The following is a 25368-nucleotide window of genomic DNA, read 5'->3' as shown; positions in this document are numbered from 1 at the left end:
GCGTGGAGGCGCTATGAAGGTCGATTGCCGCCCGGATAGGGGCAAGCGGTGTCCCGGCTCCACCTTGCCATGCACGGGGTCTGTAGCTGAAGTGCGGGGATGGACGAGACCCGCCTTACGACCGCATTGGACACCGACATTGGAGTGCCTCTGAAGCCTGTCCGGCGGATTGAGGTTCTCGCGGGGATGGCAGGTCGCCGCCGCGTCTGGACACTGGACCAGAAGCTCGCGTTGGTCTCGGAGATGGAGCGCTGCGATAATATCGCGGCCTTTGCTCGGGAGCGGGAGGTCAGCACAGCGCTGCTTTACACATGGCGCAGGGAGCTGCGTTACGCCATGGAAGCCGCCAAACTGCCCCCGCGCGACGAGCCCATGTTTGTTCCAGTTGTGGGCGGGTCGTCGCAGCCGTGCTCTCACGATGGCATTGAGGTTGAAGTCGGTGGAGCAGTGGTCCGGATCGGACAGGCAGCCCGGACTGACTTGGTCGTGGCCATCATTCAAGCTCTTCAAGAGACTGCCGCGGGATGCTTGGGATCGGCCCGGGTACCAGGGTGATGGTAGCAACGCGTCCGGTGGATTTCCGCAAAGGCCCGGATGCGCTGGCTGCGCTGGTCGGTGTCGAGTACGGAGGTGACCCGTATTCGGGGGTGATCTATGTGTTCCGCGCCAAGCGCAGTGACCGGATCAAGCTGGTATGGTGGGACGGCGGGACTGTGCCTGATGGCCAAGCGCCTCGAGAAAGGCCGTTTCATCTGGCCACCGGCAAAGGATGGAACGGTGTCGCTGACGAGCTCGCAATTGGCCTGTTTGCTCGAGGGGGTCGACTGGCGTAATCCGCAGTACACCTGGCGGCCGACCAGCGCCGGATAGGCACACACATTCTTCGCGCACAGGGGCACTTTGCGCTTCAAATGCGCTGTTTTCTGTGATTCCTTGCGCGGCAGATGATCGACCGCGTTTCTGAGGAAGTGGACATAGCAGCGCTGGAAGGCGGTTTCGGGCAGCACCTCGCGGATCGCAGCGCGCAGGCCGGCATGATCGTTGGCGACGACGAACTCGACGCCGTGCAGCCCGCGCTTGCGCAGGTCGAGCAGGAAGTCCTTCCACGACGAGCGGCTCTCGCGGTTGGCCATGTCGACGGCGAGGATCTGGCGCCGGCCGTCCCAGTCGATGCCGACCGCGATCGGCACCGCCTGGCTGGCGACGATGCCGCCTTCGCGAACCTTCTCGTAGCGTGCATCCAGGATCAGATAAGCGAACGGCTCGGCCAGCCAACGGCCGGCGAACGCGGCCAGGCTCGCATCGAGCCGCTTGTTGATCGCCGAGATCGCCGACCCCGAGAAGCTGTGCCCGCACAGCTCTTCGGTGATCGCCCTGACCTTGCGGGTCGATATACCCTGCACGGACATCTCGGCCAGCGTGGCGACGAGCGCCTGCTCCGAACGCTGATAGCGCCCGAACAGCTCGGTCGGGAACCACCCGTCGCGGTCCTGCGGTACGCGCAGCTCAAGCTTGCCTACCCGCGCCACCAGCGTCCGGCTGTAATAGCCAGAGCGATACTCCAGCCGCGCTGCGATGCGCTCGCTCTTCCCGGCACCAACCGCGTCGGCCATCTCCGCTTCCAGCATCTCTTGCATCACGCTGCGAACGGATCTTGCGCAGCCCCTCCGGTGCCCGATCAGAAGTTCTTGGACGGCAGCAACAGCAGGACTAACCTCGGTCTTGGTCATGGCAGCGGCTCCTCACAGGGTCGGTGACTTCGAACATCACCAGCCTGCCATGGCCGCCTCGCACCTCGAGCGATTTTGCAGACACCCCCGCACACTACGACCGCAGGCAGCGATCGTCGCTCGTAACTTGGCTCAGTCCCATCATACCCACGCGATGAGCGAAGCCTATAGTCATTCTTCGCCCCGGCTGCCGACGTTCAAATGGGTTGTCGGTGATCAGACCCGCCGTGCGACAGCGTCTGCTTTCAAGGCAGATTTGTCGGAGGGCGATAGCACGTCCCGCAGTCGGCAAAGCGGGCCATCATGCGGCGCTTGGCTTCGGCCGGATGCCCTCCAGCGCTATCTGCGAATGCTCGCCATCATGCGATGGCCATTCTCAAAATCTTCAGCTCGAGCGTTATAGTGCGAGGGTGATCGACAAGATGAGCGATGCCGAGTCACAGAACGCAGTAACTCCGGTCGTCGTGCGGTTGCACGACTATCATCCACGCCGGGAACAGTTCGAAAGGACCTATCGCGAGAGCGAGGGGCGATTGCTCCGCTTCCTCGCCCTGAGGCTAGGCTCACACACGGAGGCTGCTGACGTCGCCCAATCGACGTTTCTCCGGCTATGGCAGCGGCCGGAAGATGGTTGCGACAGCAACCTCACGGCCCTGATCTTCGTCACGGCGCGGAACCTGGCAACAGATCTGCTTCGCGCGAAACAGCGAGCCGGCCACTCGGGAACCTTCCCGCTCGAGACTGTCGCGGCGGCGCTCGCTGACGAGGCTCCCTCCGTCGAAAGAGTCTTGGCTGCACAACAGGACCTGGCTTTGGTACGCAAGATCGCCCTGGAGCTTCCCGAAAAATGTCGAAGGGCATTCGTGGAATACAAATTCGAGGGCCGGAGCTACGGTGAGATCGCCATCCGGCACGGCATTTCTGAAAGCATGGTGCGAAAATACGTGCTGCGTGCCCTGTCCTATTGTGCGGAGCGGTTTCACCAGCTCGAGGGGTGGGAGTGATGACATCCACCGACATTATCAATCTAAAAGCTTCCGAGTATTTCCTGGTCCTTGAGGACGAAGCGGCGTCGGCAGACGCAATCGCCGCGGCACTGGCGTGGATCGAAAGTGCGCCTGAGCATCAGGCTGCGCTCGCCAAGGTTGAACGGTTCTGGCAGGCATGCGGCAACGCACAGCTACACCCTTTCGAGACGGTGAGCGTCGCGCCCGGATCTAAAGGCCCGGCCCATCGCATGGCGGCTGTCTGGCTCGCCGGCTTCGCTGCCGTCAGCGCTCTTGCGCTGTCCCTGATCAGACCATGGCCCGCCACGCAGGAGCCGCCGGCGCTCCGCTTCACCACGGCCGTGGGTGAAACGAGACTCATCAGCCTCCCCGACAGCTCGCAAATCAGGCTGGCCGGCGCAAGCATGGTCAGTGTGGCCTACGGACCGGATTCGAGACGTATTTCACTGGCGCAAGGCGAGGCCATGTTCTTCGTCGCCCATGACGCCCGGCGACCGTTCCTCGTCTACAGCGGAGCGGGTGTGACCCGTGCGGTTGGCACCGCTTTCGATGTCAATAGAACGCTGAACGCCACTGTCGTCACAGTCGTAAAAGGCCTGGTCGAGATCGAGACTGGCAGCGGACGCGATCCCGTTCCGCTTGGCCGGGACATGCAGGTCTCATATTCTACCGAAGGTCGGATCGGGATCCCCAGGGCGGTCAACACGAGCCGGGCGGTGGCATGGCAGCGGGGCGTCCTGCAATTCGTCGATGCACCACTTGGGTCGATAGTGATGGAACTGAACCGCTATTCACCACGACCGATTACAATCGATAGCCCGGATGTCGCTGCCTTACCAATCACCGGCAGCGTCCGGGTCAATGCGATCGAAGACTGGCTGTCGGGACTTGAAAGCGCCACCGGGGTCAGAATCGTTCCCGCGACCGATGATAACGTCCATCTGAACGCAGGTACTCGCTGGCAGCAGAAAAAAAATACTCGAGCATTCCCAAGTTAGCGATGCTCATCGTTATTATTACAAACACAAGACAGAGAGGACCAGACTATCGAAATCCGGGGGTGAAATGAGTCGGACGATCAATTCGCGTAGGTCCAATGGGCTTTCATGTTCCTCGCGCCTGATGATTGGAACATCCCTGTTAATCTTTCCTATTGGCGCCGCTGAGTTGCACGCACAAGCTCTTCAACTTTACAGATTCCAAATACAGAGCCAAGATCTAACCGCTGGTCTGATGGCTTATGCCGATCAGAGCCATGTGCAGCTGATCATCCAGGCCGGTGAAATCAGGGGCATCCGTAGCGGGTCTGCGATCGGACAACTCACCGCCCGCGACGCCTTGCGGCGCATTATCGGCAACGCCCCGGTTTCGGTCACCTGGACTAGCGCGAACACCGTGGCGATCCGCCGATTGGGGGAGCCCCGTGTCATCAAGGCAGCGTTCCAGGTGGCATCGGATCCCCAGCCCGCTCCCGCGACGCCGCTCGATCCACCTCCAGTCGAGCAACCCCAAGACATCACGGTAACGGCGACACGCGTTGCCCGACCCGGCTATGAGGCGCCGACGCCTACGACCGTGCTCGGTCAGGCTCAAATCGAGGCCAAGGCGCCCAGCCGCATCGCCGACGTCATCAACGATCTGCCGCAGCTCGCGCCCACCAGCACGCCGACCGTCAACAACGGCGTCGTCGGCGGTGGCATCGCCGGCGCCAACTTTCTTAACCTCCGCGCGCTCGGAGCCAACCGCACCCTGACCCTTCTGAACGGCCGCCGTGTCGTGGGTTCCGCGCTCACCGGCTCTGTCGATATCAACCTGCTGCCTTCCGCCCTGGTCCAGCGGATCGACGTGGTGACGGGCGGCGCTTCGGCCGCCTACGGGTCGGACGCCGTTGCTGGCATCGTCAACCTCGTCCTCGATGACAAGTTCAAAGGGTTCAAGGCCGAGGCTCAGGCAGGCATCTCACAACTTGGCGATGGCGGATCGCGCAAGATCGAAGCTTCCGTCGGCCTGCCTTTCGCCGACGGACGCGGTCACATCATTCTAAGCGGCCAGTACCTGGATGACGATGGCGTCGGGCAGGCAAATACACGGCGCTGGTTCGGCGGCTACCAGATCATTCAGAATCCGGCCTACGCACCCGGCAACGGGCAGCCGACGATGACGGTGGCGGGCCCGGTCGGCGTCTCCAATATGACGCCCGGCGGCCTCATCACCGCGGGGCCTCTCCGCGGTATCCAATTCGGCGAGGGTGGCAGACTCCAGCCTTACGACTTCGGTTTCGTCTCTGGCGCGGCGCAACTAGGCGGCACCTATATCGACAGTCAGGGGACCCTTGTCCTGGCGACGCCGATGAAGCTCGTCAGCACCTTCGGCCGCGCGAGCTACGAAGTGACCGACGACGTGACGTTGTTCGCCGAGGGGTCGTACGGTCGCACCAAGGTCGAGTTCGACGTCGGCTTCAACACCCGTCCCGGCAATATTACAATTCGATCCGACAACGCATTCCTGCCCTCCGAGCTTCGCCAACGGATGGCGCAGGCAGGTATCTCCAGCTTCGTCATGGGACGCCGCAACGACGATATCGGGCGCGGCCGCTCGATCAACAAGCGGTCACTCGCGCGCGGTGTCGTCGGGGCAGATGTGAGCCTGGGAGGGAGCTGGAAAGCCAACACCTATTATCAATATGGCCGGAGCCGGGTCTACAATATCGTGGCCAACAATATGATCGTGCCCAACTTCACCAATGCGGTGGATGCGATTGTCGACCCAGGGACCGGTACGATCGTCTGCCGCTCCCGGGTCGCCGGCTGCGCCCCGTTCAATGTCTTCGGCTTGGGCTCCCCCTCCGCCGCAGCGATAGCCTATGTCCTTGGTACCGCGACCGGCATCACGACGCTTCAGCAGCATGTGGCGGCGGCGAGCGTTCGGGGCGAGCCCTTCTCGATCTGGGCGGGACCGATTTCGGTCGCTGGCGGCGTGGAGTATCGGCACGAGAGCGCTATTGCGACCGCGGACGATCTCTCAATCGCCAACGCCTTCAATGTGGGCAACTACAAGCCAACCAACGGTAGTTACCGGGTCGCCGAGGGCTTTGCCGAGGTCGTAGTACCGCTCCTGCGCGACTCCCGCTTCGGTAAGTCGCTCGATCTGAATGGTGCCGTTCGCTACACAGACTACAGCACCAGTGGCGGTGTCGCGACATGGAAAATCGGCGCGACTTATGACATCTCGAGTCAGGTTAGACTGCGTGGCACCCGCGCGCGCGACATCCGGGCGCCAAACCTGAGCGACCTGTTTCTTGGCGGGCAGACCAACACCGGAAACGTGATCGATCCGCTCAATCCTGCGAACGGTCTCAACTCACGCTTTGTGACATCGGGCAATCCCGCGCTCACGCCCGAAATCGCGCAAACGACAACGGCCGGGATCATCCTGCGGCCCAAGCTTCTGGGTAACTTCACCATCTCCGCGGACTGGTATCGGATCAAGCTGAGCGACTCCATCTTCACCGTCGCCGCACAGACGGTGGTCGATCAGTGCTTCGCCGGCGTGAGCATTTACTGCAGCCAGATCATCCGCGGCACGAACGGACTCATCAGCCAGATCAACCTGATCCCGCTCAACGCCAGCGTGCAACGCGTCTCGGGCCTCGACTTCGAGAGTAGCTACTCGACCGGGCTCGACGGGGTTTCCTTGCCAGGCAGGCTCATGCTGCGGGCCATGCTGTCGTATACTTACCGATTCGATACCCTCGCGAATGGCGTTCGGGACAACAATCTCAACGAGATTTCGCAATCGGGACTGTCGTCGTCAGGACCGCCGAAGTGGCGCTATTTCGGCAGTCTGACCTACGCCAACAACAGGGGCTCGCTGACGCTGATCGGCAGGGGCGTAGGGCACGGCACCTACGATAATTCCTTCACCCCCGCGACCATCGCAGAAAATAGTTTCGCCGGCGCCACGTATTTCGATCTCTCGGGCACGATCAAGGTCAGCGATAGCAAGCTGGAATTGTTCGGCGTGATCCAGAACCTGCTCGGCAAGGATCCGCCGATCTCGCCGCGGCCCAACACCCCAGGTGCCACGGTCGGCGTCGCGCAGCAGTATTTCGACACGATCGGACGGCAATTCCGGATCGGTGCGCGCGTCAGGCTCTAACGTGCGCCGAGGGCGGCTCCTTCCCCAGGACCGCCGGCTCCCTTTCTTCTCGCAAGGATGGATCATGCGGTCGAAAACCATAACGATGTTCTGCGCGATCGCGGCTGTCCTGGCTCCGCCGGCCGGCGCGCAACCAGAAAGCACGGACGCGTTGAAACAGGAAGGGTTCGCGATCGTCGACCGCGAGGCCGACCATCTCGGCCGACTTGGCGACGCCATCTTCTCCTATGCAGAGATCGGCTTCCAGGAAGTGAAAACGATCGCGCTGGTCACCCGCGAACTCCGCACTGCGGGCTTCGAGATCAAGACCGGCGTTGCCGGTATGCCGACCGCCTACATGGCGACCTATGGCAGTGGTGGGCCGGTGATCGGGCTGATGGGTGATTTCGACGGGGTCCCCGGCGCGTCGCAATACCCCGCCGTGCTTCCCCACAGGCCGATGGTCGAGGGCGCCCCAGGGCATGGCGAAGGCCACAACATCCACCAGCCAACCTTGATCGGGGCGGCCATCGCGCTCAAACGGCTGAAAGACGAGCACAAACTTCCCGGCACCATCATCGTCTATGGCGGCCCAGCCGAAGAACTCGGAGCGAGCCGCGGTTATATGGTCAATGCCGGCGTCTTCAAGGGCGTCGATGCCATGCTCGACATCCACATCGGCCGCGAATTCGCGACATCGTGGGGCATCAACAATTCGGCTATCATGTCGGTACAGTGGACCTTCCAAGGCCAGGGCGGCCATGCCGCTTCGGCATGGAAGGCGCGCAGCGCGCTCGATGCGGTCGAGGTGATGAACGCCTCCACGGAATTCATGCGTGAGCATGTCGAGCCGTTCGCCCGCTTCCACTACACCATCCCGGACGGCGGCAAGCAGCCAAACGTTGTCCCGGCCGAAGCAACGACATGGTATTATGTGCGCCACCAGGATGCGGCGCAGCTCTGGAAACTGTTTACGCGGATCCGCGCTGCCGCGGAAGGAGCGGCGCAGGCGACCGGGACCACTGTCACCGAGAACATCCTCGCCGGTTCATGGCCGTTCAACGGCAACAAGACGCTGGCCGAATATGTCCAGCAGAATATGGAGTTGGTCGGCATGCCGAAATGGTCGGTCGACGACCAGGCCTTTGCCCGCGCCTTCCAGAAATCGATGGACGTGCCGATCACGGGGCTGCCGACGAAGGTTGCACCGCTCCACCGTGCCATTCAGATCACCGGCTCCTCCGACACGGGCGACGTGACATGGCAGGCGCCCTACGTCCGGATGCTGATACCGGGGCAGATCGACGGCTCGATCAATCATCACTGGTCGGCCGCGATCTCGCCGGCAACGCCGGTCGCGCACAAGGGCATCGCCGCCGGCGCCAAAGTTCTTGTCGCGACCGCGCTCGATCTGATGACCGATCCGCAGAAGGTTGCGGCCGTGAAGGCCAGCTTTTCCGCCCAGCTCCGGGAATATCCGGCCTGGAAGAGCCTGATTCCGCCAACCGCCAAGCCGCCAACCTTCATGAACACAGACCAGATGCAGACCTATCGGCCGGCGCTCGGCAGGTTCGAATATGATCCCAACTCCAGCAAGACGTACCTTGAGAGCCTGGGAATCAAGTATCCGCCGGACGAGCCGGCCGGGCCGGTCGGCAAGCAGTCGGACGGAATGGGGGGCAAGCATGAAGGCTGATGTCGATATGAGCATTTCGAAGCTTCGCAGCGGGCTGCGCACGATCGGCATCCTCGCGGCAGCGATGGCGGCATGCCCCGCCGGCGCTCAGCCGGCGTCTTCGCAGCAGAAGCGGGCGGCCGAAGCGGCGGTCGATCGCTACGCCGATCGAATGGGCCGGCTCGGCGACGCCATCTATTCCTATGCCGAGATCGGCTTTCAGGAAACCAAAACGGTCGCCCTGGTGACCAAGGAGCTGAGGGCCAACGGCTTCACGGTCGAAACCGGCGTCGCTGGAATGCCCACCGCATACGTCGCGCGATATGGCAAGGGTGGCCCCGTCATCGGCCTGATGGCTGATTTTGATGGCGTGCCAGGCACATCGCAGGACACGACCAGCGTTGTCGAGCGGCCGATCGTGGCGGGAGCGCCCGGCCACGGCGAGGGGCACAACACGCATCAGCCCACGATCATCGCGGCTGCTCTTGCGGCCAAGGTCGCGATGGAGCGCTTTCACCTGCCCGGTACCCTGGTTCTGTTTGGTGGCCCCGCTGAGGAGATCGGAGCGAGCCGCGGGTATATGGTCAATGCTGGCCTCTTCAAGGGTCTGGACGCTATGATTGACGTGCACGTCGACACGGTGTTCGGAACGGCCTACGGGCTCGCCAACTTCAGCCGTGTCTCAGTACAATGGAAGTATAAGGGGGTGTCCGGCCATGGCGCCCAGCCCTGGACCGGTCGCAGCGCGCTCGACGGCGTGGAGCTACTTGATCTCGGCGTGAACTATATGCGCGAGCACGGCTACAATCCCGACGATGCACGCGTACACAATGTCGTCACGCAAGCCGGCCTGCAGCCCAACATCATCCCGGAAGCCGCCACTGACTGGTATTATATACGGGCGAAGTCTCCGCGGCTGGTCAGCGAAATCCTTGATTGGGTGCGGGATATCGCCAAAGGAGCGGCGGCCTCGACGCGGACGACTGTCAGCGAACAGATCATCGCCGGGACCTGGCCCTATTACGGCAACAAGGCACTGGCCAAGGTACTCGACGCCAATATCCAGCGCGTCGGCATGCCGCAATGGTCGACCGACGACATCGCCTTCGCTCGGAACCTGCAGACCGCCTTGAAGGTCGATGTGGTCGGTCTTGCCAACAAGACCATTCCGCTCGCGCAGAGCAAACAAGAAGCAGGCACGACCGATGCCGGCGATGTCTCCTGGCAGGTTCCGATGGTCCGGATGCGCTTTCCTGCCCGACCGCCCGGTGCGACCACGCTCCACCACTGGGCGGCCGCCGTCGGTGTCGCGACACCCCTCGCCCACAAAGGCATGACCGTTGGCGCGAAGGCACTGACCGATACAGTCATCGATCTGCTTACCGATCCGGCACTGCTGAAGGGAATCAGGCGGGACTTCGCCGCTCAGTTGGCAGGGTTCCCGAAATGGTCTTCGCTTCTTCCGTCAGATGCGAAGGTTCCGCTTTCGATTAACGCTACCCAGATGGCTAGGTACCGCGGCGCGCTTGCCCACTTTGAGTATAATCCCGATTCTCGGCAAACATACTTGCAGTTCATGAAGAGCAGCTATCTGCCTCAAGCCGGCGTTGACTGGCGCCCATCAAGTACTGAATCTGCCGAAGTCTCGCCCTCTTCGCTAAATTGGCAATGGGACCAATAGGAAATCCCACCAAGCCTCCGGGCCTTGGCAAAACGAGCCGTGCTGATGCTGTGGCTGGGTCACTGTTATGGTCTCGTCCTGACCATCGCCTATCCGGTGATAGGGCCTCGGCCATACCTCCCTGCTCGGTATGGCATCGCCGGCAAGCCCGCAGCGCCGGACCGATGCAGGCGCCGCGATTCCTGAAAAATCGATGTCGGTGGATGGATCGAGCCCGCGATCCAGGCGGCGAACCTGTGATCTCGTGCGCACGGCAGCCGCGGCAGCGGCTGTCAACCGAAATCACGGCGTCACCGCATCTGAAGCACGCTAACGGTGCTGCTCGCGGGCGTTGTTCGCGCGCGGAGCTTCTTTACTTCGTCCGGCTTAACCGGTCCTCACCTGTGGCGCCAAGACGACCGAATGAACGACAGCACATCGGCGATCTCCTGATTCGGCAGGTGCTCGCGGAAGGGCGGCATCCGATAGCGTCGGGCACGCCCTTCGCGACCACCTGGGCGGATCCGTTCAGGTCACGTTGACCGACGAGGCATTCTCTTTCGCCATGGAGGAGGCCGATCCGGCCAGGGAAGGAATCCACTGACTCTGACCCCGGCCATCCGCGCCGTGGCAATAGCTGCACCGCGCCATAAAAGTTTGCGCACCGGGTGTTCGAAGGCGATCGGGGAGTGCAAGCGCCTGATTCGACGTCGCGTCACATTGCCACGCCGCCCCATCGCGCCGGGGATCGCCCGGAATTTTCAATATGCTCGATGGCGCGCTTGCGGGTTTGGGCCCCGCATATCTGCCCGAGGAAATTGCGCTGTCTCACATTGCGAAAGGGCGCCTGAAGCGTGTTCTCGAAAACTGGAGCCCCTACTGGGACGGCTACCATCTCTATTACCTCAGCCGGCGGCAATCCTCTCCTGCGTTCGTCACGCTGGTGGACGCACCTCGTCACCGCGAGTAGCTTTGCGTGGAGAGGCCAGCCGCACTGTCTACGATCTCCTTTTGCGACGATGAGGCGGTTGTTGACCTCCATATCCAGGCAGCGGGGACGAAGACCGGCATTATGGGGTATAATCTTTGATTGGAGAGCATCGATCTGCATGCTTCGCGTAGCACCCAGTCGCCAATCGGCACGATGATCCCGATCTCCTCGGCGAGCGGAATACAATCGGCGGGCGACACAATGCCTCGCTCCGGATGATGCCAGCGGATCAGAGCCTCGAAACCGATGATCGTACCGGTGTCGAGACGCAGCTTGGGCTGATAGACTAGCTGCAGTTCCTTGAGCGCCAGCGCGCGGCGCAGGTCGATCTCCATCGCGCGGCGCGCTTGCATGCGTTCGTCCATGCCGGGCTCGTAGAATCGGTACGTGCCGCGACCCTCGGCCTTGGCGCGGTACAACGCCAAGTCGGCGTTCTTGAGGAGAACGGCAGCCTCGCCACCGTCAGCGGGGTAGACGGCGATGCCGACGCTGGCTCCGATATGCAGGATGTGGCCGTTGACGGCATAGGCCGGCTGATCAGATCGACCAACCGACCGACCAGGGACTTGGCCGCCAGCGGCTGCGGCGCGCCCGACTGGATTACCGCGAACTCGTCTCCACCCAGCCGCGCGACGATGTCGCCTTCTCGCACCGCGCTGCGAAACCGGTCGGCGACCTTCTGCAGCAAGGCATCGCCTATGGCATGGCCAAGCGAATCGTTCACCGCCTTGAACCGGTCTAGGTCAACATAGAGCACGGCGAGAGTTTCTTGCGCTGTTTCGGCCTGCGCCAGTCGTTCGATAAGCTGTTCCTTCAGCACCGCGCGGTTGGGCAAGCCTGTGAGCGTATCGCGGCGTGCGAATTCGGCGTTTCGGACCAGCGCAGTCACATCGTCCAGGCTGAGAACGAACCCGCCGCTTGACAGGACCCGTAGCATGCAGTCGAGCAGCCTGCCGTCGGAGAGCGCGATTCGAACCTCGGTGCACGTTCCGCCATGGTCCACCGGCCCGAAGACGTCGCTTGCCGCCTCTTCGCCGCTACTCGCCAGCAACGCAGAAAACGTGCAGCCGATCGGATCGACCGGATTGAACAGCGTCTCGGCGCTACGATTGACATATTCGACCTCGCGCGCCTCGTTCAGAATAAGGACTGCAGTTGCCATCTCGGGCAGAGCTGCTTCGCGCGGTCGGGACAGTACAGCTGTTCTTGATGCAATCGCAGACATATAACCACCTATGGGGTCGAACCATCGTCAGATTACGCGCTCGACTGCAAAAGTTGGGTAAATGGCTGATTCGGATGGGAAGCTCGCTCCTATCCGGCGGAAGACCGCAAAGAACCTCGACCTTACCGGGATAGGGCATTGGAACCGTCGAAGCACAGGTGCCGACGCGGCGTTTCTAAGCCTGATACTTTATCCGTGGCAGCATTCCTGTCGCAAGCGGAAGCACCTTTATCGATCGGCAGGTCTTTAGGGTCAGGACCCATTGATGTGAGCGTTGCGATCTGATTCAGGCTCCGCAAGGAGACCGGAATGAGCGTCCTGTTTTGGCTGACGGATGAGCAGATCGAGCGGCTGCGGCCGTTCTTTCCCAAGAGCCACGGCAAGCCGAGGGTGGACGACCGGCGGGTGCTGAGCGGTATCGTATTCGTCAACCGCAATGGGCTGCGCTGGCGAGATGCACCCAGCGAGTACGGCCCGAACAAGACGCTGTACAATCGGTGGAAGCGTTGGGGCAAGGCCGGTGTGTTCACGCTAATGATGGAAGGTCTGGCTGCAGCTGGGGCCGAGCCGCAGACGGTCATGATCGACGCAACCTACCTGAAGGCGCACCGCACGGCATCAAGCCTGCGGGTTAAAAAGAGGATCTCGGCCGCCTGATAGGCCGCACCAAAGGCGGCATGAACACTAAGCTCCACGCCGTCGCCGATGCAAATGGGCGCCCCCTGAGCTTCTTCATGACCGCGGGCTAGGTCAGCGACTACACCGGCGCGGCAGCGCTGCTCGATGACATGCCAAAGGCACAGTGGCTGCTCGGCGACCGCGGCTACGACGCCGAGTGGTTCAGGGACGCCCTCCAGGCCAAAGGCATCCAGCCCTGCATCCCAGGCCGCAGCTCGCGCAACGAGCCGGTCCGGTACGACAAGCGCCGCTACCGGCGTCGCAGCCGCATCGAGATCATGTTCGGCCGCCTCAAGGACTGGCGCCGGGTCGCCACCCGCTACGACCGCTGCCCCACCGCCTTCTTCTCCGCCATCACCCTCGCTGCCACTGTCATCTTCTGGCTGTGATCAACGAGTCCTGACCCTAGCAGACGCCCCCGGCTCCGCCCTTGATGAATACTCAGGGAAACGGACTTGGACAAGCTCATTGACCAGTTTCGATGATTTCGCGCACCTTCACTGCCAGCGCCTCGACCTGAAACGGCTTGGTGAGGACATGCATGCCCTGCTCGAGGCGTCCACGGCCGATCACAGCATTTTCCGCATAGCCTGTGATGAACAGTATCCTGAGATTGGGACGGGTGGCGCGGGCCGCATCCGCGACCTGACGCCCGTTCATCCCGCCCGGCAAACCGACATCGGTGATCAACAGGTCGATACGCGTGTTGGACTCCAGGACGCGAAGACCTGTAGGTCCATCAGGCGCTTCGATGACAGAATAGCCGGACTCGCCGAGAATCTCTGCGACAAGCATCCGGATCGTCGGCTCGTCATCGATCACAAGCACGACCTCACCATCACCGGCCGGCACAATATCCGCCTGGAGCTCTATCTCCTCATCGCTCGCGGCATCTTCTGTGTGACGAGGCAGATAGAGGCACATGGTGGTGCCTTGCCCGACTTCGGAATAGATCCGGACGTGTCCGCCCGACTGCCGGGCGAACCCATAGATCATCGACAGGCCGAGGCCTGTTCCCTCGCCCAACGGCTTGGTGGTGAAGAACGGATCGAACGCCTTCGCGATCACGTCGGGCGTCATGCCCGTGCCGGTGTCGGTCACGCAGAGCGAGACATATTGGCCGACCGGCAAATCATGCTGGCGCGCCGCGCGCTCATCGAGCCATTTGTTGGCCGCTTCGATGGTGAGCTTGCCACCGTCGGGCATGGCATCACGGGCATTGATGCACAGATTGAGAACCGCATTTTCCAGCTGATTGGCGTCCACGAGGATAGACCACACACCGCTTGCGCCGACCACTTCAACGTCGATCGCCGGTCCCATCGTGCGGCGGATGAGCTCGTCCAGACCGGCCAGCAGGTGATTGACGTTGGCGGGACGCGGATCGAGCGTCTGCCGCCGGGAAAAGGCGAGAAGACGGTGGGTCAGTGCCGCCGCGCGCTTGACCGCACCCTGCGCCGCGATGAAATAGCGATCGACTTCTGCGGTGCGACCCTGCGCCAAGCGGACCTGCATCATCTCCAGGCTGCCACTGATGCCGGTCAGGAGATTGTTGAAATCGTGAGCGAGGCCGCCGGTGAGCTGTCCGACCGCCTCCATCTTCTGCGCCTGGCGCAGCTGTTCCTCGATCTCGCGCCTTTCCGTAAGGTCGCGTGTTACCTTTGCGAAGCCTACCAGCTCCCCTGCATCGTTGCGGATCGGATCGATGATCACACTCGACCAAAAACGGCTCCCGTCCTTACGGACCCGCCACCCTTCGGCTTCAAACCGGCCCTCGTTTCTTGCTGCTGCGAGCGCGGCATCGGGCACGCCGGCGCCGCGATCCTCCTGCGTATAGACGCGTGAGAAATGCTGGCCGATGATCTCACCGGCAGCGTAACCCATGAACCGTTCGGCGCCCGCATTCCAGCTGCTCACCAGACCATCGGTATCAAGCATGTAGATGGCGTAGTCTGACACACTTTGAACCAGCAGCCGAAAGCGTTCTTCGCTTGCCCGCAACTTCTCTTCCGCTGCGCGCCGTTCGCTCAGGTCCCGCGTGACCTTGGCAAAGCCGACAAGGGTGCCATCGGGTTGACGGATCGGATCGATCACGACATTCGCCCAGAACCGGGTGCCGTCCTTACGCACCCGCCAGCCTTCCGCCTCGAACCGGCCAACGCGCTCGGCTGTTTCGAGCGCTAATGTGGGGATGTTCCGCTCGAGGTCCTCAGGCGTGTAGAAGCGCGAGAAATGCTGTCCGATGATTTCGTCGGCTTCATATCCCTTGAAGCGCCGCGCGCCGGGGTTCCAGCTGGTCACGATCCCTTCGCGATCGAGCATGTAGATCGCGTAATCCGTGACGCTCTGCACCAACAACTTGAACCTGTCGTGCGCGCTCGACAAATGCACTGACTCGGCCACGCTCCCCCTATCTCGTTTCGGCCGGCAGAAGCCGGTCATCGACTTTCTTACGGCACTGCGTCGCGCCGGTGTGCGAGCAATCCGTCATGTGGGCTGCCTCGTGCGCATCGACACGAGGTCGCGAACGACGGACGCCGGACATGGTTCCGGCGCTGTTACGCGCTGTGCCAGGTATGTGAAAACGCCCGAGCAGCCGGCCCGCGAACAGATAGCCTGCTAGGCAGCAGCCAAAGAAGCGGGCGGACGGCTCAGCCGATCGGTCAGCTCGGACGCGGGCATCGGCCTGCCGAAGAGATAGCCCTGTGCTTCCCGGCAGCCAGCATTTCTGAGCCAGTCCCGCTGTTCCGCCGTCTCGACACCCTCGGCGATCACGTCCAGTCCAAAGCTCCCAGCCATTCGCAGGATGGCATCGACGACCACGGCGTCGCAGTTGCCCGCTACCATGTCGGCGACAAAGATCTTGTCGATCTTCAGCCGCGTAACCGGAAGCTCCTTGAGCAGGCTCAGCGAAGCATAGCCCGTACCAAAGTCGTCGAGGGAGATGGCGACGCCCATCTGGCGCAAGGCCGCAAGCGCGCTTCCGACTGCATGGCCGTTCCGGACGGCAACCGTCTCGGTCAGTTCGATTTCGAGCAGCTGCGCTGGCAATTTGTTGTCGGCGAGCTTTATTGCGACTCGCTCCGGCAGGTTGCCAGATCGGAACTGGGCGGCAAAGAGGTTGACCCCTATTCGGAGCGGGGTTCCGGCCTCGTTCCACCGCGCGGCTTGTGCGATCGCGGACCGCAATACCCAGGATCCGACGGCCGCGGCGAGCGGCATCCGGTCGAGAACGTCTAGGAACTGGCCCGGAGAGAGCTGGCCATGCTCGGGATGGTTCCAGCGCAGCAAGGCTTCGGCACCGACGATGCGATCATCGGCAAGATCGATCTGTGGCTGATAGAGCAGCTCGAACTCGCCCGCTTCAAAGGCGTGGCGCAGCTGCTTCTGTAAACGGCGCCGCGCTTCTACGCTGTGCCGCAGGTGCGGCTCGAAAAAACCGACGGTGCCGCCACCTTGGGCTTTCGCCCGGTACAATGCCAGGTCAGCCGCCATCAGCAACGCTTCGATCGTGCGTCCGTGATGAGGTGCGATGGCCACGCCGATGCTGGTGTCGAGCTGCAATTCGTCATCGTCGAGCAGGAATCCCCTTCGAAACGCATTGCGGAGCTGGATCGCGATACGATGCGCGTCGCGTGGATCGCCGACTCCTGGCACCAGCAGCGCGAATTCGTCTCCGCCAAGGCGGGCCAGCAGATACCGATCCTTCACTTCGCCCCGGAGACGCTCTCCGACTGCCGCCAGCAGACGGTCGCCGGTAGCATGGCCGAGCACGTCATTGACGTCTTTGAATCCATCGAGATCGAACAACAGAACAGCCGCCGCCGGCCGCGATGCGAGCAAATGGTCGGCTGCTTCGTGAAATTGGGTTCGATTAGGAAGTCCCGTCAGCTGGTCGTAATGCGCCAGATGCGCCAGACGTGCTTCGTTTGCCCGCCGTTTGCGCTCGCTACGCCGCAGTTCCAGCCGGTCGATGAGCAGTTGGGCCAGGCCCTCGAGTTGCTGGGCGCGTAGCGGATCGAACCCACGAGGTTCAGGCGAAATAATGCACAATGTTCCCAGCACATGACCCGACGCCACCCGTAGCGGCGCCCCAGCGTAGAAGCGGATAAAGGGCGGCCCGACGACCAGCGGATTGTCGGCAAATCGAGGGTCGAGCCGCGCATCCTCGACCACCAGCGCCGTCTCACGGTCGAGTGCGTGCGCACAAAAGGAAATATCTCGAGCAGTCGAGGCGGCCTCGAGCCCAACCCGTGCCGCGAAGATCTGTTGCTCCTTCTCGACGATCGAGATCAGGCTGATCGCTACGTCGAACAACGAAGCGGCAAGAGCGACGATATGATCGAACTCGGGCTCCGGTGGCGTTCCTACCAGCGCATAGTCAGCGATCGCCTTGAGGCGCTCGGCTTCATGCGTGGAATCGTCTTTAGCAGCCCAACATTCCATGAGAAGAGAGATCCGAGATATCGTTGGCAGAAGCTTAAGATACCGGCCTTAAAAACAGATTAGCATGTTATATCAGCATCTTGTTGTCCTTCCGTAATGACTTGTTGGGCGGACGCGCGAATTGATGTGGCCTACAGGTAACCCAGCCGGCTCGGGGCTTAGATGCCGCCTCGCCGACGCGACCTCATCGATGCTCGCTGTCAGCAGGAACAGGGTGATCTGCTCGCCGAACAGCGCCGGTCGCGGCCACTTTCGGGTTCATTCAATGGCGGTGATAATTATGTCGATCTCGTCAATCGCGACGTCTCGGCTTACAAGAGACTGATGAAAGATCAGGATGAAGCCCGTGTCGACCGACTGCTTGGCACACCGGAGCTGGCCGACGCGCTTGAAAGCGATCGGTTCAAGCAGTTTCTCGACCAGGTGCCGATCGCCATCGCGGTCGCCGAACTCAAGCCGCGTGAGCATATCGTCTACGTGAACCTAGAATGCGAGCGACTGACCGGCCGCAATGCCTCCGATCTGGAAGGGCGGCATTGGCATGAGTTGTCTGGACGGGCGGCGGTGCCCGACGATGACCGATTGCTTAGCGACGCGATCGTCGACGATCAGCAATATGTCGGCGTCTTCTCGCTCGACCGCGCCGACGGTGCCTGCGACGCTCATGTCTGGTCCAACGTCATCGAGGATGATCAGGGTGAGCCCATATTCCGGCTGATCGCGCTGGCTGACGCCTCGCAGCAGAGCGTCGATCGGGAAGCACTTGAACGCCGCGTCGAGGAGCGGGACTTTCTGCTGCGTGAGTTGCAGCACCGCGTAAAGAACAACCTTCAGATGATTACCGCACTGATCCGGCTCGAGGCGCGGAACCTTCCCGAGGACGAGCAACAGGACAGGCGGTTCGACCGGCTTGCCGGTCGCGTTCAGGCCCTCGCGTTGCTCTACGATACCATGTTGGCAGATCATGTCGGAAACGGGATCGACCTCGGCACCTATCTCAGCCAGATCGCCTCGGCCGTAATGCGCGCGCATGCGGTGGAGGGAATTCGACTCGATCTCAAGGTCGATACCTGGCCTGTTTCGGTCAACGTCGCGATGCCGACCGGCCTCGTGGTCAACGAGCTTCTCACCAACGCGCTCAAGCACGCCTTTCCCGGAGGTCGTGGTGGCACAATCACGCTTCATAGTTTGGTCGAGGGGAAGGACTGTCGCGTGATCGTCGCCGACGACGGCGTCGGCCTTTCCGAGGGCGTGCAGTGGCCCAAGCCCGGAAAACTCGGCGCCATGATCGTCCAGTCGCTTCGCCAAAACGCCCACGCCGACCTCGCCGTTGAGTCACGCCCCGACGAGGGAATGCGCGTCACGATCGCGTTCCGCCGCGCGGATGGAGCGCAGCCCGCGAGCGAGTGAGGTCGAAGGCATAATGTTTCGCCAAATCTGACATAGCTGTTCCGTCGCCATCAGCGCGGTGGCAGCCTTGTTCACGTCGAAACCTGGGCTGAATCATTGAAAGGGCTGAACTTTCCCATGGCGCCAGGAGTTGGCGAAGGAGGAGACTCTTCCCATGTGCCACGTCCTGATTATCGAAGACGAACCTATCATCGCACAGTTGCTTCAGGACCTGCTCGAGGACGAGGGTGCGACGTCCTTCGCAATTGCAGACTCGCAGGAGGCAGCGGTTGCGTCAGCGATGGCGGAGCGTCCAGCTTTCATCACGTCGGACGTCAAGCTGACGCACGGCACCGGCCCCCTCGCGGTCAGCACCATTCATCAACGGCTCGGTACTATCCCGGTCGTCTTCATTACCGGAACGCCTGACGAGTGTTCGCCCTGCGATCCGCCGGGTCGTATCTTTAGCAAACCGCTTGATCGCGGTGCAATCGCTGCCGCCTTTCACGAGCTTGGTCCCATTCCACTTTAGGTGGCTGTGAAGATTGTTGGAGCGCAGGTCGACTGCGAGTGGTCGTTTCGTTTTGTATTAGAACGTCGAGCGCCGCGAACTCATCGGGACGAGCGACAGCAGCGCGCCTGACCGTTGTGATGTTCGTGAAGGATAGGCGATGGTGATGATCTGGCGACCGCGTTTAGTGCCGCAAGTGCCTGCGCCCTTGGGTCGGTCGGACTGTCTGCACCGGGACTTGCGGATCGATCATCTTCTGTTGAGCTCGGCACTGGCCGATCGACCCGTCGATGCGCAGGTCGACCGCCACGTGCGCGGCTGGGAGAAAACCAGCGACCATGCGCCGGTGTGGATCGAGCTGGCCGACAAATCGAAGCGCCGCCGGCAACCGGCCGCGTCAAGCCAGGCGGGAGCCCCGCTATGAAAATCGAAAGCTTCCTCCTGCCCGAGCATGACTGGGTGCCGAACAATCCCAAGCTGCCGGTGCTCCTCTATCGCGGCGCCGTGCATGTCGGATCATGCGACGAGACGGCCAGGGAGTTCGAAGCCGCATTCGCCGAGAATGGCTGGCCGCCGCAATGGCGCGATGGCGTGTACGACTATCATCACTATCACTCGACTGCGCACGAAGCGCTCGGCGTCGCGGCCGGCTCGGCGACGCTGACGATCGGCGGTCCAGGCGGAGAAGACATCCGGGTTGAGGCGGGCGATGCCCTCGTTCTTCCGACTGGCACGGGGCATTGCAACGTGGAGGCGAGCGACGATTTTCTCGTGGTCGGCGCCTATCCGCAGGGGCAGGACTGGGATATCTGCCGGGAGGCGCCAAGCGATAAGGCGCGGCAGCGTATGGCCGCTTTGCCGGTCCCCGATGCGGATCCGGTCGAGGGTTCTTCCGGCCCTGTCACAGACTTGTGGAAATAACAGCTACGCAACCGCCTAGCGCAGCTGGCTGTCCTTGCTGCCGCGCCGATTGATGCCGACGCTGCCGATGGTTGCGTCGCGCTTGGCCTGGCAGGCAACGCAGGTCCGCGTGCCAGGCAGCGCGGCGCGGCGGGCGGCCGGAAAATCGTCGCCGCAATCGTCGCATTCGTCACTGCCTTCGCCCGCCGGCATCATGCCGCGCGCCCGCAAAACCGCGTCCTTCACGGTGTCGTCGATCTGATCCTGCACGGCGCCATCGGGCGCCCAGCCATTCGCCATCCTGTCCTCCGCGCCCTGGCGTTTTCAGACACTTAGATAAGAATGGATTGCCGGATTCAAACCGTTGTCAGCGATGAGCCCAGATCGCGAATTTTCTCGCGCGCAAAGTCTTGAACAGGCTTTTGCGCAAATTATCTGAATCGTGCCGGGCGCCGTGTTCGGGTCCGGTGGGACATAGAGGGCGTCGGCTCTTTCCGTACCGGCGCAACTCATGCCCAGATCGCTTCAATGGAGGATTTGGAGATGAGAACGGCTTTTGATTTGACTCCCTATCGCCGCTCGACGGTCGGCTTCGACCGGCTGTTCAACCTGCTCGAATCCGGGCAGCGCGAGGATGACGGCTATCCGCCCTTCGACATCGTCAAGGAAGGCGAGGACAGTTACCGCATCACGCTCGCGGTGGCCGGCTTCGCGCCGAACGAGATCGAGATCGTCGCGCAACAGAACCAGCTCAACGTCACTGGCAAGCGCGCCGACGACGCCGACAAGGGCGACTATCTGCACCGCGGCATCGCGACGCGTGCGTTCGAGCGTCGCTTCCAGCTCGCCGACTTTATCGAGGTAGGCAATGCCCGCTTCGAGAACGGTCTGCTTTCAATCGAGCTAAAGCGCGTCGTCCCCGAGGCGATGAAGCCGCGCAAGATCGAGATCGGCGGCGGCAATGCGTCGAACGACCGCATCGCGGCCCCGAAGCCACAGGCACAGGCGGCCTAAACCGTCCAGAACCGGCTCGCCGGCGTCGCTCCTTTGTGGGGCGACGACCGGTGAGCCATGCCCAAAATCAGCCCAACAAGGAGATGACCATCATGGCTATTCGTGATCTCATTCCCTGGAGCCGGCAGGAAAACCGGCTCCCCGCGCCCGTGAACAGCGAGCGCGCCAGCGACACCCATCCGCTGCTGTCGCTCCATCGCGACGTGAATCGCCTGTTCGACGATGTCTTCCGCGGCTTCGGCGTACCGTCGTTCGCCGGCTTCGATCGCACTCTCGGCTGGCCGCAGGTCGAGCTTGCCGAGACCGACACGGAGATCCGTGTCACGGCCGAGCTAGCCGGCCTCGATGAGAAGGATGTCGACATCCAGGTCGAGGAAGGCGTGCTGACGATCCGCGGCGAGAAGAAAGCCGAGGTCGAGGACAAGGAGCGCGGCTATTCGGAGCGCAGCTATGGCCGGTTCGAGCGCCGCATCGGCCTGCCGCGCGGCATCGAGCGCGACAAGGCGAGCGCGACCTTCAAGAATGGCGTGCTCACTATCACCCTGCCAAGGTCGGAGGCGGCGAACGAGAATGTTCGCCGCATCCCGATCCATGGCGCGGCCGCTTGAGGATCTGGCCCGGGATCTTCGTCCCGGGCCAATCTGCCGCGGCGTCCGTCCGGCGACGGCAGCGAATGACAATGGCTTGGCCGGCTGGTCGAGCGCGCTGCCGCCCGACGCCCGCGCCATCGTCGAGCCGATGCCGGTCGCAACCAACCAGGGTGGCCGAGCTCGGCGTGGGCAGTGGCGAGTGCGTTTCGCGCCACGCGTGCCGCCGTTCGTCGATCCGCTGACCGGCTGGACCGGCGGATGCGACCCGCTGATCCAGATCGAACTTCATTTCCCCGACCGCGCGTCGGCGGAGCGTTACTGCCGCCGGGAACGGCTCCGGTTCACGGTGCAGGGCGCGGAATCATCATCCACTTTGAGGAGGTGAACCATGTTTCGTCGCAAGAACTTGACCAAAGCGCTGCTGGCCGGCGCCGCGCTTGTTGCGGGCGTTCAACAGCCCGTACTCGGCGCGACCCCGTCCACGTCGACGACATCCGGCAGCGCTGGCCCAACGGCTGCTTCGCCGCAGAATCAGCCTTACTCCGATGGCTCCCGGCAGTGGGCGGCCGCCAACTGCGTCGCCGAGAAGCGCTCCAACACCACCGCCGGCGCCGTGATCGGCGGCCTGCTGGGCGCTGCGGCGGGCACGGGTCTCGCCGGGCGTCATGATCGCGCCGCTGGCGCCTTCCTCGGCGGGGCGACCGGTGCGGTAGCCGGCGGGGCGATCGGCAACGCGGCAACGCCGCCCGGATGTCCGCCGGGCTATGTCGTGCGCCCGATCGCGCCGGTTTACTATGCGCCGCCGCCACCGCCGGTCTGGTATCCGGCCCCCGTCTATCCCGGCCTCGTCTCTGCCGCGCCGGGTTGGTATGGGCCCTGGGCCTGGAACGGAGCGGCGTGGGTCTATCGGCCGGTCCACCGCTATTGGTATCGGCCTTATCGCTGGTAGGCATGTGGCCGCTGGCGCGAACCGCCGGCCGCCCTTCTTGCCATAGCACTATCTCACCCTTGCCAAAGCGCCCGACCGTAATGCGGACGGGCCGTCCGCTGTCACCATGCATGTACCCCCAAGCATCCTGTCCAGCTTCGTCACGCTGCTCGTCACGATCGGCCCGGTCGAGACGGCCATCGTCTTCGCCGGCCTGACCGCCCGCAATCATAGAGAGGAAAGACGCAGCCTCGCGGTCCGCTCGACTGGCGTAGCCGGACTGGTGCTGCTGATGTTCGCGCTGGGCGGTAACGTTACGCTCGCGCTCCTGCACATCTCGGTGCCCGCCTTCCGCGTGGCGGGCGGCTTGCTGCTCTTTCTCCAAGCGTTGACCTTGACCTTCTCGAGCCCGGGCTTGTCCTCGATCAGCGAGGGGGAGCGTCAGGACGCCGAGCGCCCCGGCGACATCGCCGTCTTTCCGCTGGCCTTTCCTTTGATTGCCGGACCGGGAAGCCTGTCAGCAGTCGTGCTGCTGATGGGCCGAACCGCCAGCTGGATCGAAGCGGCGGGTGTGATCGCAATGATCATGATCTGCCTCACGCTCACCTACGGAGCGATGCGGGCTTCGGATCGGTTGGTGCTGGTGCTCGGCGAGACCGGCGCGGATGTGGTCCGGCGCCTCTCGGGCGTGCTACTCGCCGGCCTCGCCGTCCAGTTCATCTTCGACGGACTGGAGCGCGCACCCTTCATGCACTAGCCGGGCGGCGCGATGGCGGCGGCCAGCACCCGGCTAAGCCGCTCGATGATGCCGGCGTGCGTCGCTGCCTTCGGCAGCTCGCGTCGCGCGAAGCGCTGTAGACGCTGAATATCGCGGACCGGCAGACGCAGCGTGAGTAGGGTCTGGTCAAGGCTGGCGCGATCGGCCTTCTGTGCTTCCTTTCCTGAAGCTAGGAAGTGGTCGAGCAGTCGCTTGCGGTCGGCGAAGGTCCAACCCAACGCCACCAGTTCCTCGGGAGACAGCGCCAGCAGCGCCAGCGCGACCTCCATGATGTCGGCGAACGGCAGCGAGACGCGCACGCTGCGGCCACCGCGTTCGCGCCAGCGCTTGAGCGGTCCGCGGCTCATTGCAGGGTTGATTGCTGACTTTGGCCGTCAAGCGATTTCAACGCAGCCAGGATGTCATCGACCGGGATGGACTTTCGCAGCTCGGGTGGCTTGCGGAGGGCCGGCTCTCCTTCGACCGCGACGCGATCCGACGCCCAGGACGCGAGGATCGCACGCTTGACCTCGGGTTCGAGGGTCGGATGGCCGGCGATGTCGAACGGATGAAAATAACGGGAAACAGGCTGCGACATGACTGTGCCTCCTTTCGCTACCAGTCGCTGCAATGCTTCGGCCGAAACGATCGGCCGTGGTGGAATTGGGAAGCGATTTAAGCAGGTTCAAGAGGCGAAGTTGCCTTGAGTCGTCGCCGGTATCGAGTGCCGCGACCAATTCGCGTAGGTATTTTTCATCGGAGGAAGCGCGAGGACCCCTGGCCTGATGCCCGACATCAATTCACTCGATCGCTTCATCGAAGCGCAGACGCTCGCCTACCCCACGGCGCCGGCCGAGCTTCGTCGCGGGGCCAAGCGCACGCACTGGATGTGGTTCATCTTTCCGCAGATCGCCGGGCTGGGACAGAGCACGACGGCGCGGCATTTTCACGATCCGCTCCCTCGAAGAGTAAGGCGCCTTTGTCGAACACACCACCCGTGGCCCGCGCTATGCCGATGCAGGACTTGACGATCAGCGGCCCGGTTGCAGTGTTTGGTGACATAGATGCGACAAAGCTACGATCGTCACTCACGCTATTCGAAGCCGTGCGCCCACATGCCCTTTTCCCCGCCGCACTCAATCGCTAGTTCGATGGTCAGCGTGACGTGTTGACGCTGCGAGATGCCGAATGGATCGAGCCGCACCTTGTTTCAGCTGAAGATGCCATCGAAACCGCCGGTGCGGATCGACACGCATTCCGGGAGACGACGCTGGCACGCCTTGCCACGGCCAAACCCGTCATGGGTTTGCCGCTCGCCGGGTGCAGCTTCGACTTCAAGGCGTCGAACCTCGTTTTCAGCCCGAAACCTACGCTGGTCGATCCGGACCATGCGGCACGGATGCCGAGGCTCTATGACCTCGCCGTCGCACTGCTCCTGTTCCACTGCGACCTCTCCACCGCTCCCGGTCGATTATGGATGCCGGCCGAATGGGCGACCTTCCTGCGGGCCTACGCTGGGCATGTCGCCTTCACCGACGCGGAGCTGACTGCGTGGTCGTCGATCCTGGAACTGGCATGGCTCGATCAAGCCGTCTGGCTTTTGGGAAACTGGCCGGAGGGCTGGACGGACGCGAAGGATCGCGCATATCTATTGGACATAGCGGCTTTCGACCCGGCGGTGTTCCCGCGCACACCTCCCGATCAGACCTTGAGCGGTTAGCGACCTTCCC

General features: G+C 62.7%; 25 protein-coding genes and 5 pseudogenes. 21 read left to right on the top strand and 9 right to left on the bottom strand.

Annotation, left to right across the window (positions count from 1 at the left end):
- The first annotated feature begins 99 nt into the window (after nucleotides 1-99).
- Nucleotides 100-555, top strand: a complete 456-nt coding sequence (locus HL653_RS10860; protein WP_171744540.1) for a transposase — start codon at nucleotides 100-102, stop codon at nucleotides 553-555.
- A pseudogene (gene tnpB / locus HL653_RS24625) lies at nucleotides 525-870 on the top strand (IS66 family insertion sequence element accessory protein TnpB). The gene HL653_RS10860 and the pseudogene tnpB overlap by 31 nt, the downstream one beginning before the upstream one ends.
- A gap of 62 nt (nucleotides 871-932) precedes the next feature.
- On the opposite strand, the pseudogene HL653_RS10850 reads toward tnpB, so the two are convergent.
- Nucleotides 933-1730, bottom strand: a pseudogene (locus tag HL653_RS10850) (IS256 family transposase); the annotation flags it as partial.
- Between the two features lie 410 nt (nucleotides 1731-2140).
- Here HL653_RS10850 and HL653_RS10845 point away from each other — a divergent pair.
- The 5 genes from HL653_RS10845 (at nucleotide 2141) to HL653_RS10825 (ending at nucleotide 10230) form a co-directional block, all read left to right on the top strand.
- Nucleotides 2141-2734: an RNA polymerase sigma factor gene (locus tag HL653_RS10845; protein WP_171744539.1), complete on the top strand. Its 594-nt coding sequence runs from the start codon at nucleotides 2141-2143 to the stop codon at nucleotides 2732-2734.
- Entirely contained in the window at nucleotides 2734-3735 is a 1002-nt protein-coding gene (locus HL653_RS10840) for a FecR family protein (RefSeq protein WP_171744538.1), read from the top strand. Before HL653_RS10845 ends, HL653_RS10840 begins: the two co-directional genes overlap by 1 nt.
- A 235-nt stretch (nucleotides 3736-3970) precedes the next feature.
- The gene (locus HL653_RS10835; RefSeq protein ID WP_171744537.1) at nucleotides 3971-6895 is read left to right on the top strand and encodes a TonB-dependent siderophore receptor; all 2925 of its coding nucleotides are present in this window, start codon (nucleotides 3971-3973) and stop codon (nucleotides 6893-6895) included.
- 64 nt (nucleotides 6896-6959) lie between these two features.
- Nucleotides 6960-8570, top strand: a complete 1611-nt coding sequence (locus HL653_RS10830; protein WP_171744536.1) for an amidohydrolase — start codon at nucleotides 6960-6962, stop codon at nucleotides 8568-8570.
- Complete coding sequence (locus HL653_RS10825) at nucleotides 8560-10230, top strand: amidohydrolase (protein ID WP_171744535.1); 1671 nt, start codon at nucleotides 8560-8562, stop codon at nucleotides 10228-10230. Before HL653_RS10830 ends, HL653_RS10825 begins: the two co-directional genes overlap by 11 nt.
- A 507-nt stretch (nucleotides 10231-10737) precedes the next feature.
- Here HL653_RS10825 and HL653_RS24620 read toward each other — a convergent pair.
- Nucleotides 10738-10860: a cytochrome c gene (locus tag HL653_RS24620; protein WP_367613608.1), complete on the bottom strand. Its 123-nt coding sequence runs from the start codon at nucleotides 10858-10860 to the stop codon at nucleotides 10738-10740.
- A 115-nt stretch (nucleotides 10861-10975) separates the two neighbouring features.
- On the opposite strand from HL653_RS24620, the gene HL653_RS10815 reads away from it, so the two are divergent.
- Entirely contained in the window at nucleotides 10976-11179 is a 204-nt protein-coding gene (locus HL653_RS10815; RefSeq protein ID WP_171744534.1) for a LysR substrate-binding domain-containing protein, read from the top strand.
- Here the strand turns inward: HL653_RS10815 and HL653_RS24180 are convergent.
- Nucleotides 11167-11535, bottom strand: coding sequence for an EAL domain-containing protein (locus HL653_RS24180; protein WP_253718027.1), 369 nt, complete (start codon nucleotides 11533-11535; stop codon nucleotides 11167-11169). The genes HL653_RS10815 and HL653_RS24180 overlap by 13 nt on opposite strands.
- A 114-nt stretch (nucleotides 11536-11649) precedes the next feature.
- Nucleotides 11650-12137, bottom strand: a pseudogene (locus tag HL653_RS24175) (diguanylate cyclase); the annotation flags it as partial.
- A gap of 597 nt (nucleotides 12138-12734) precedes the next feature.
- On the opposite strand from HL653_RS24175, the pseudogene HL653_RS10805 reads away from it, so the two are divergent.
- Nucleotides 12735-13492, top strand: a pseudogene (locus HL653_RS10805) (IS5 family transposase).
- A gap of 76 nt (nucleotides 13493-13568) precedes the next feature.
- Here the strand turns inward: HL653_RS10805 and HL653_RS10800 are convergent.
- Nucleotides 13569-15506 (bottom strand): PAS domain-containing sensor histidine kinase, encoded by a 1938-nt coding sequence (locus HL653_RS10800; protein WP_253717883.1) that lies wholly within the window; start codon nucleotides 15504-15506, stop codon nucleotides 13569-13571.
- 216 nt (nucleotides 15507-15722) lie between these two features.
- The gene (locus HL653_RS10795; RefSeq protein ID WP_171744532.1) at nucleotides 15723-17549 is read right to left on the bottom strand and encodes a bifunctional diguanylate cyclase/phosphodiesterase; all 1827 of its coding nucleotides are present in this window, start codon (nucleotides 17547-17549) and stop codon (nucleotides 15723-15725) included.
- Between the two features lie 162 nt (nucleotides 17550-17711).
- On the opposite strand from HL653_RS10795, the gene HL653_RS10790 reads away from it, so the two are divergent.
- The 4 genes and pseudogenes from HL653_RS10790 (at nucleotide 17712) to HL653_RS10775 (ending at nucleotide 20370) form a co-directional block, all read left to right on the top strand.
- The gene (locus HL653_RS10790; RefSeq protein WP_253717882.1) at nucleotides 17712-18959 is read left to right on the top strand and encodes a sensor histidine kinase; all 1248 of its coding nucleotides are present in this window, start codon (nucleotides 17712-17714) and stop codon (nucleotides 18957-18959) included.
- A gap of 154 nt (nucleotides 18960-19113) precedes the next feature.
- Nucleotides 19114-19470, top strand: coding sequence for a response regulator (locus HL653_RS10785; RefSeq protein WP_171744531.1), 357 nt, complete (start codon nucleotides 19114-19116; stop codon nucleotides 19468-19470).
- 217 nt (nucleotides 19471-19687) lie between these two features.
- Nucleotides 19688-19873: pseudogene (locus HL653_RS10780) on the top strand (hypothetical protein); the annotation flags it as partial.
- Nucleotides 19870-20370, top strand: a complete 501-nt coding sequence (locus tag HL653_RS10775; protein WP_171744530.1) for a cupin domain-containing protein — start codon at nucleotides 19870-19872, stop codon at nucleotides 20368-20370. The pseudogene HL653_RS10780 and the gene HL653_RS10775, both read left to right, overlap by 4 nt.
- Nucleotides 20371-20385: 15 nt before the next feature.
- Here the strand turns inward: HL653_RS10775 and HL653_RS10770 are convergent, their stop codons facing one another.
- Entirely contained in the window at nucleotides 20386-20649 is a 264-nt protein-coding gene (locus HL653_RS10770) for a DksA/TraR family C4-type zinc finger protein (RefSeq protein ID WP_171744529.1), read from the bottom strand.
- 243 nt (nucleotides 20650-20892) lie between these two features.
- Here HL653_RS10770 and HL653_RS10765 point away from each other — a divergent pair, with 243 nt between their 5' ends.
- From HL653_RS10765 to HL653_RS10745, 5 genes are all read left to right on the top strand, one after another.
- Entirely contained in the window at nucleotides 20893-21363 is a 471-nt protein-coding gene (locus tag HL653_RS10765) for an Hsp20 family protein (protein WP_171746904.1), read from the top strand.
- A gap of 92 nt (nucleotides 21364-21455) precedes the next feature.
- Nucleotides 21456-21971 carry an Hsp20/alpha crystallin family protein gene (locus HL653_RS10760; RefSeq protein WP_171744528.1) on the top strand — a complete coding sequence of 172 codons (516 nt, stop codon included), beginning with the start codon at nucleotides 21456-21458 and terminating at the stop codon, nucleotides 21969-21971.
- A 76-nt stretch (nucleotides 21972-22047) separates the two neighbouring features.
- Nucleotides 22048-22338: an NADH dehydrogenase ubiquinone Fe-S protein 4 gene (locus HL653_RS10755; protein WP_253717881.1), complete on the top strand. Its 291-nt coding sequence runs from the start codon at nucleotides 22048-22050 to the stop codon at nucleotides 22336-22338.
- A 3-nt stretch (nucleotides 22339-22341) separates the two neighbouring features.
- Nucleotides 22342-22902 carry a hypothetical protein gene (locus tag HL653_RS10750; RefSeq protein ID WP_171744526.1) on the top strand — a complete coding sequence of 187 codons (561 nt, stop codon included), beginning with the start codon at nucleotides 22342-22344 and terminating at the stop codon, nucleotides 22900-22902.
- Nucleotides 22903-23008: 106 nt separating this feature from the next.
- Entirely contained in the window at nucleotides 23009-23638 is a 630-nt protein-coding gene (locus tag HL653_RS10745) for a MarC family protein (RefSeq protein ID WP_171744525.1), read from the top strand.
- Here the strand turns inward: HL653_RS10745 and HL653_RS10740 are convergent.
- Both HL653_RS10740 and HL653_RS10735 read right to left on the bottom strand, forming a co-directional pair.
- On the bottom strand, nucleotides 23635-24006 hold the full coding sequence (locus HL653_RS10740) for a hypothetical protein (RefSeq protein WP_171744524.1): 372 nt from the start codon (nucleotides 24004-24006) through the stop codon (nucleotides 23635-23637). The two genes, HL653_RS10745 and HL653_RS10740, sit on opposite strands and share 4 nt — an antisense overlap.
- Entirely contained in the window at nucleotides 24003-24236 is a 234-nt protein-coding gene (locus HL653_RS10735) for a hypothetical protein (RefSeq protein WP_171744523.1), read from the bottom strand. Before HL653_RS10735 ends, HL653_RS10740 begins: the two co-directional genes overlap by 4 nt.
- A 187-nt stretch (nucleotides 24237-24423) precedes the next feature.
- Between HL653_RS10735 and HL653_RS23960 the strand changes: the two genes are divergently transcribed.
- The 3 genes from HL653_RS23960 to HL653_RS10720 are packed head-to-tail and all read left to right on the top strand — an operon-like array spanning nucleotide 24424 to nucleotide 25358.
- Nucleotides 24424-24666 carry a DUF1810 family protein gene (locus tag HL653_RS23960; protein WP_367613600.1) on the top strand — a complete coding sequence of 81 codons (243 nt, stop codon included), beginning with the start codon at nucleotides 24424-24426 and terminating at the stop codon, nucleotides 24664-24666.
- Nucleotides 24648-24785, top strand: a complete 138-nt coding sequence (locus tag HL653_RS24615) for a DUF1810 family protein (RefSeq protein WP_171744522.1) — start codon at nucleotides 24648-24650, stop codon at nucleotides 24783-24785. The genes HL653_RS23960 and HL653_RS24615 overlap by 19 nt, the downstream gene beginning before the upstream one ends.
- A 21-nt stretch (nucleotides 24786-24806) precedes the next feature.
- On the top strand, nucleotides 24807-25358 hold the full coding sequence (locus tag HL653_RS10720; protein WP_171744521.1) for a phosphotransferase family protein: 552 nt from the start codon (nucleotides 24807-24809) through the stop codon (nucleotides 25356-25358).
- Nucleotides 25359-25368: the final 10 nt, after the last annotated feature.

Source organism: Sphingomonas sp. AP4-R1 (genome assembly GCF_013113735.1).
Lineage (GTDB): Bacteria > Pseudomonadota > Alphaproteobacteria > Sphingomonadales > Sphingomonadaceae > Sphingomonas_I.
Note: the sequence above shows the minus strand (reverse complement) of the source record. Positions and strands in the feature narration are given on the sequence as shown.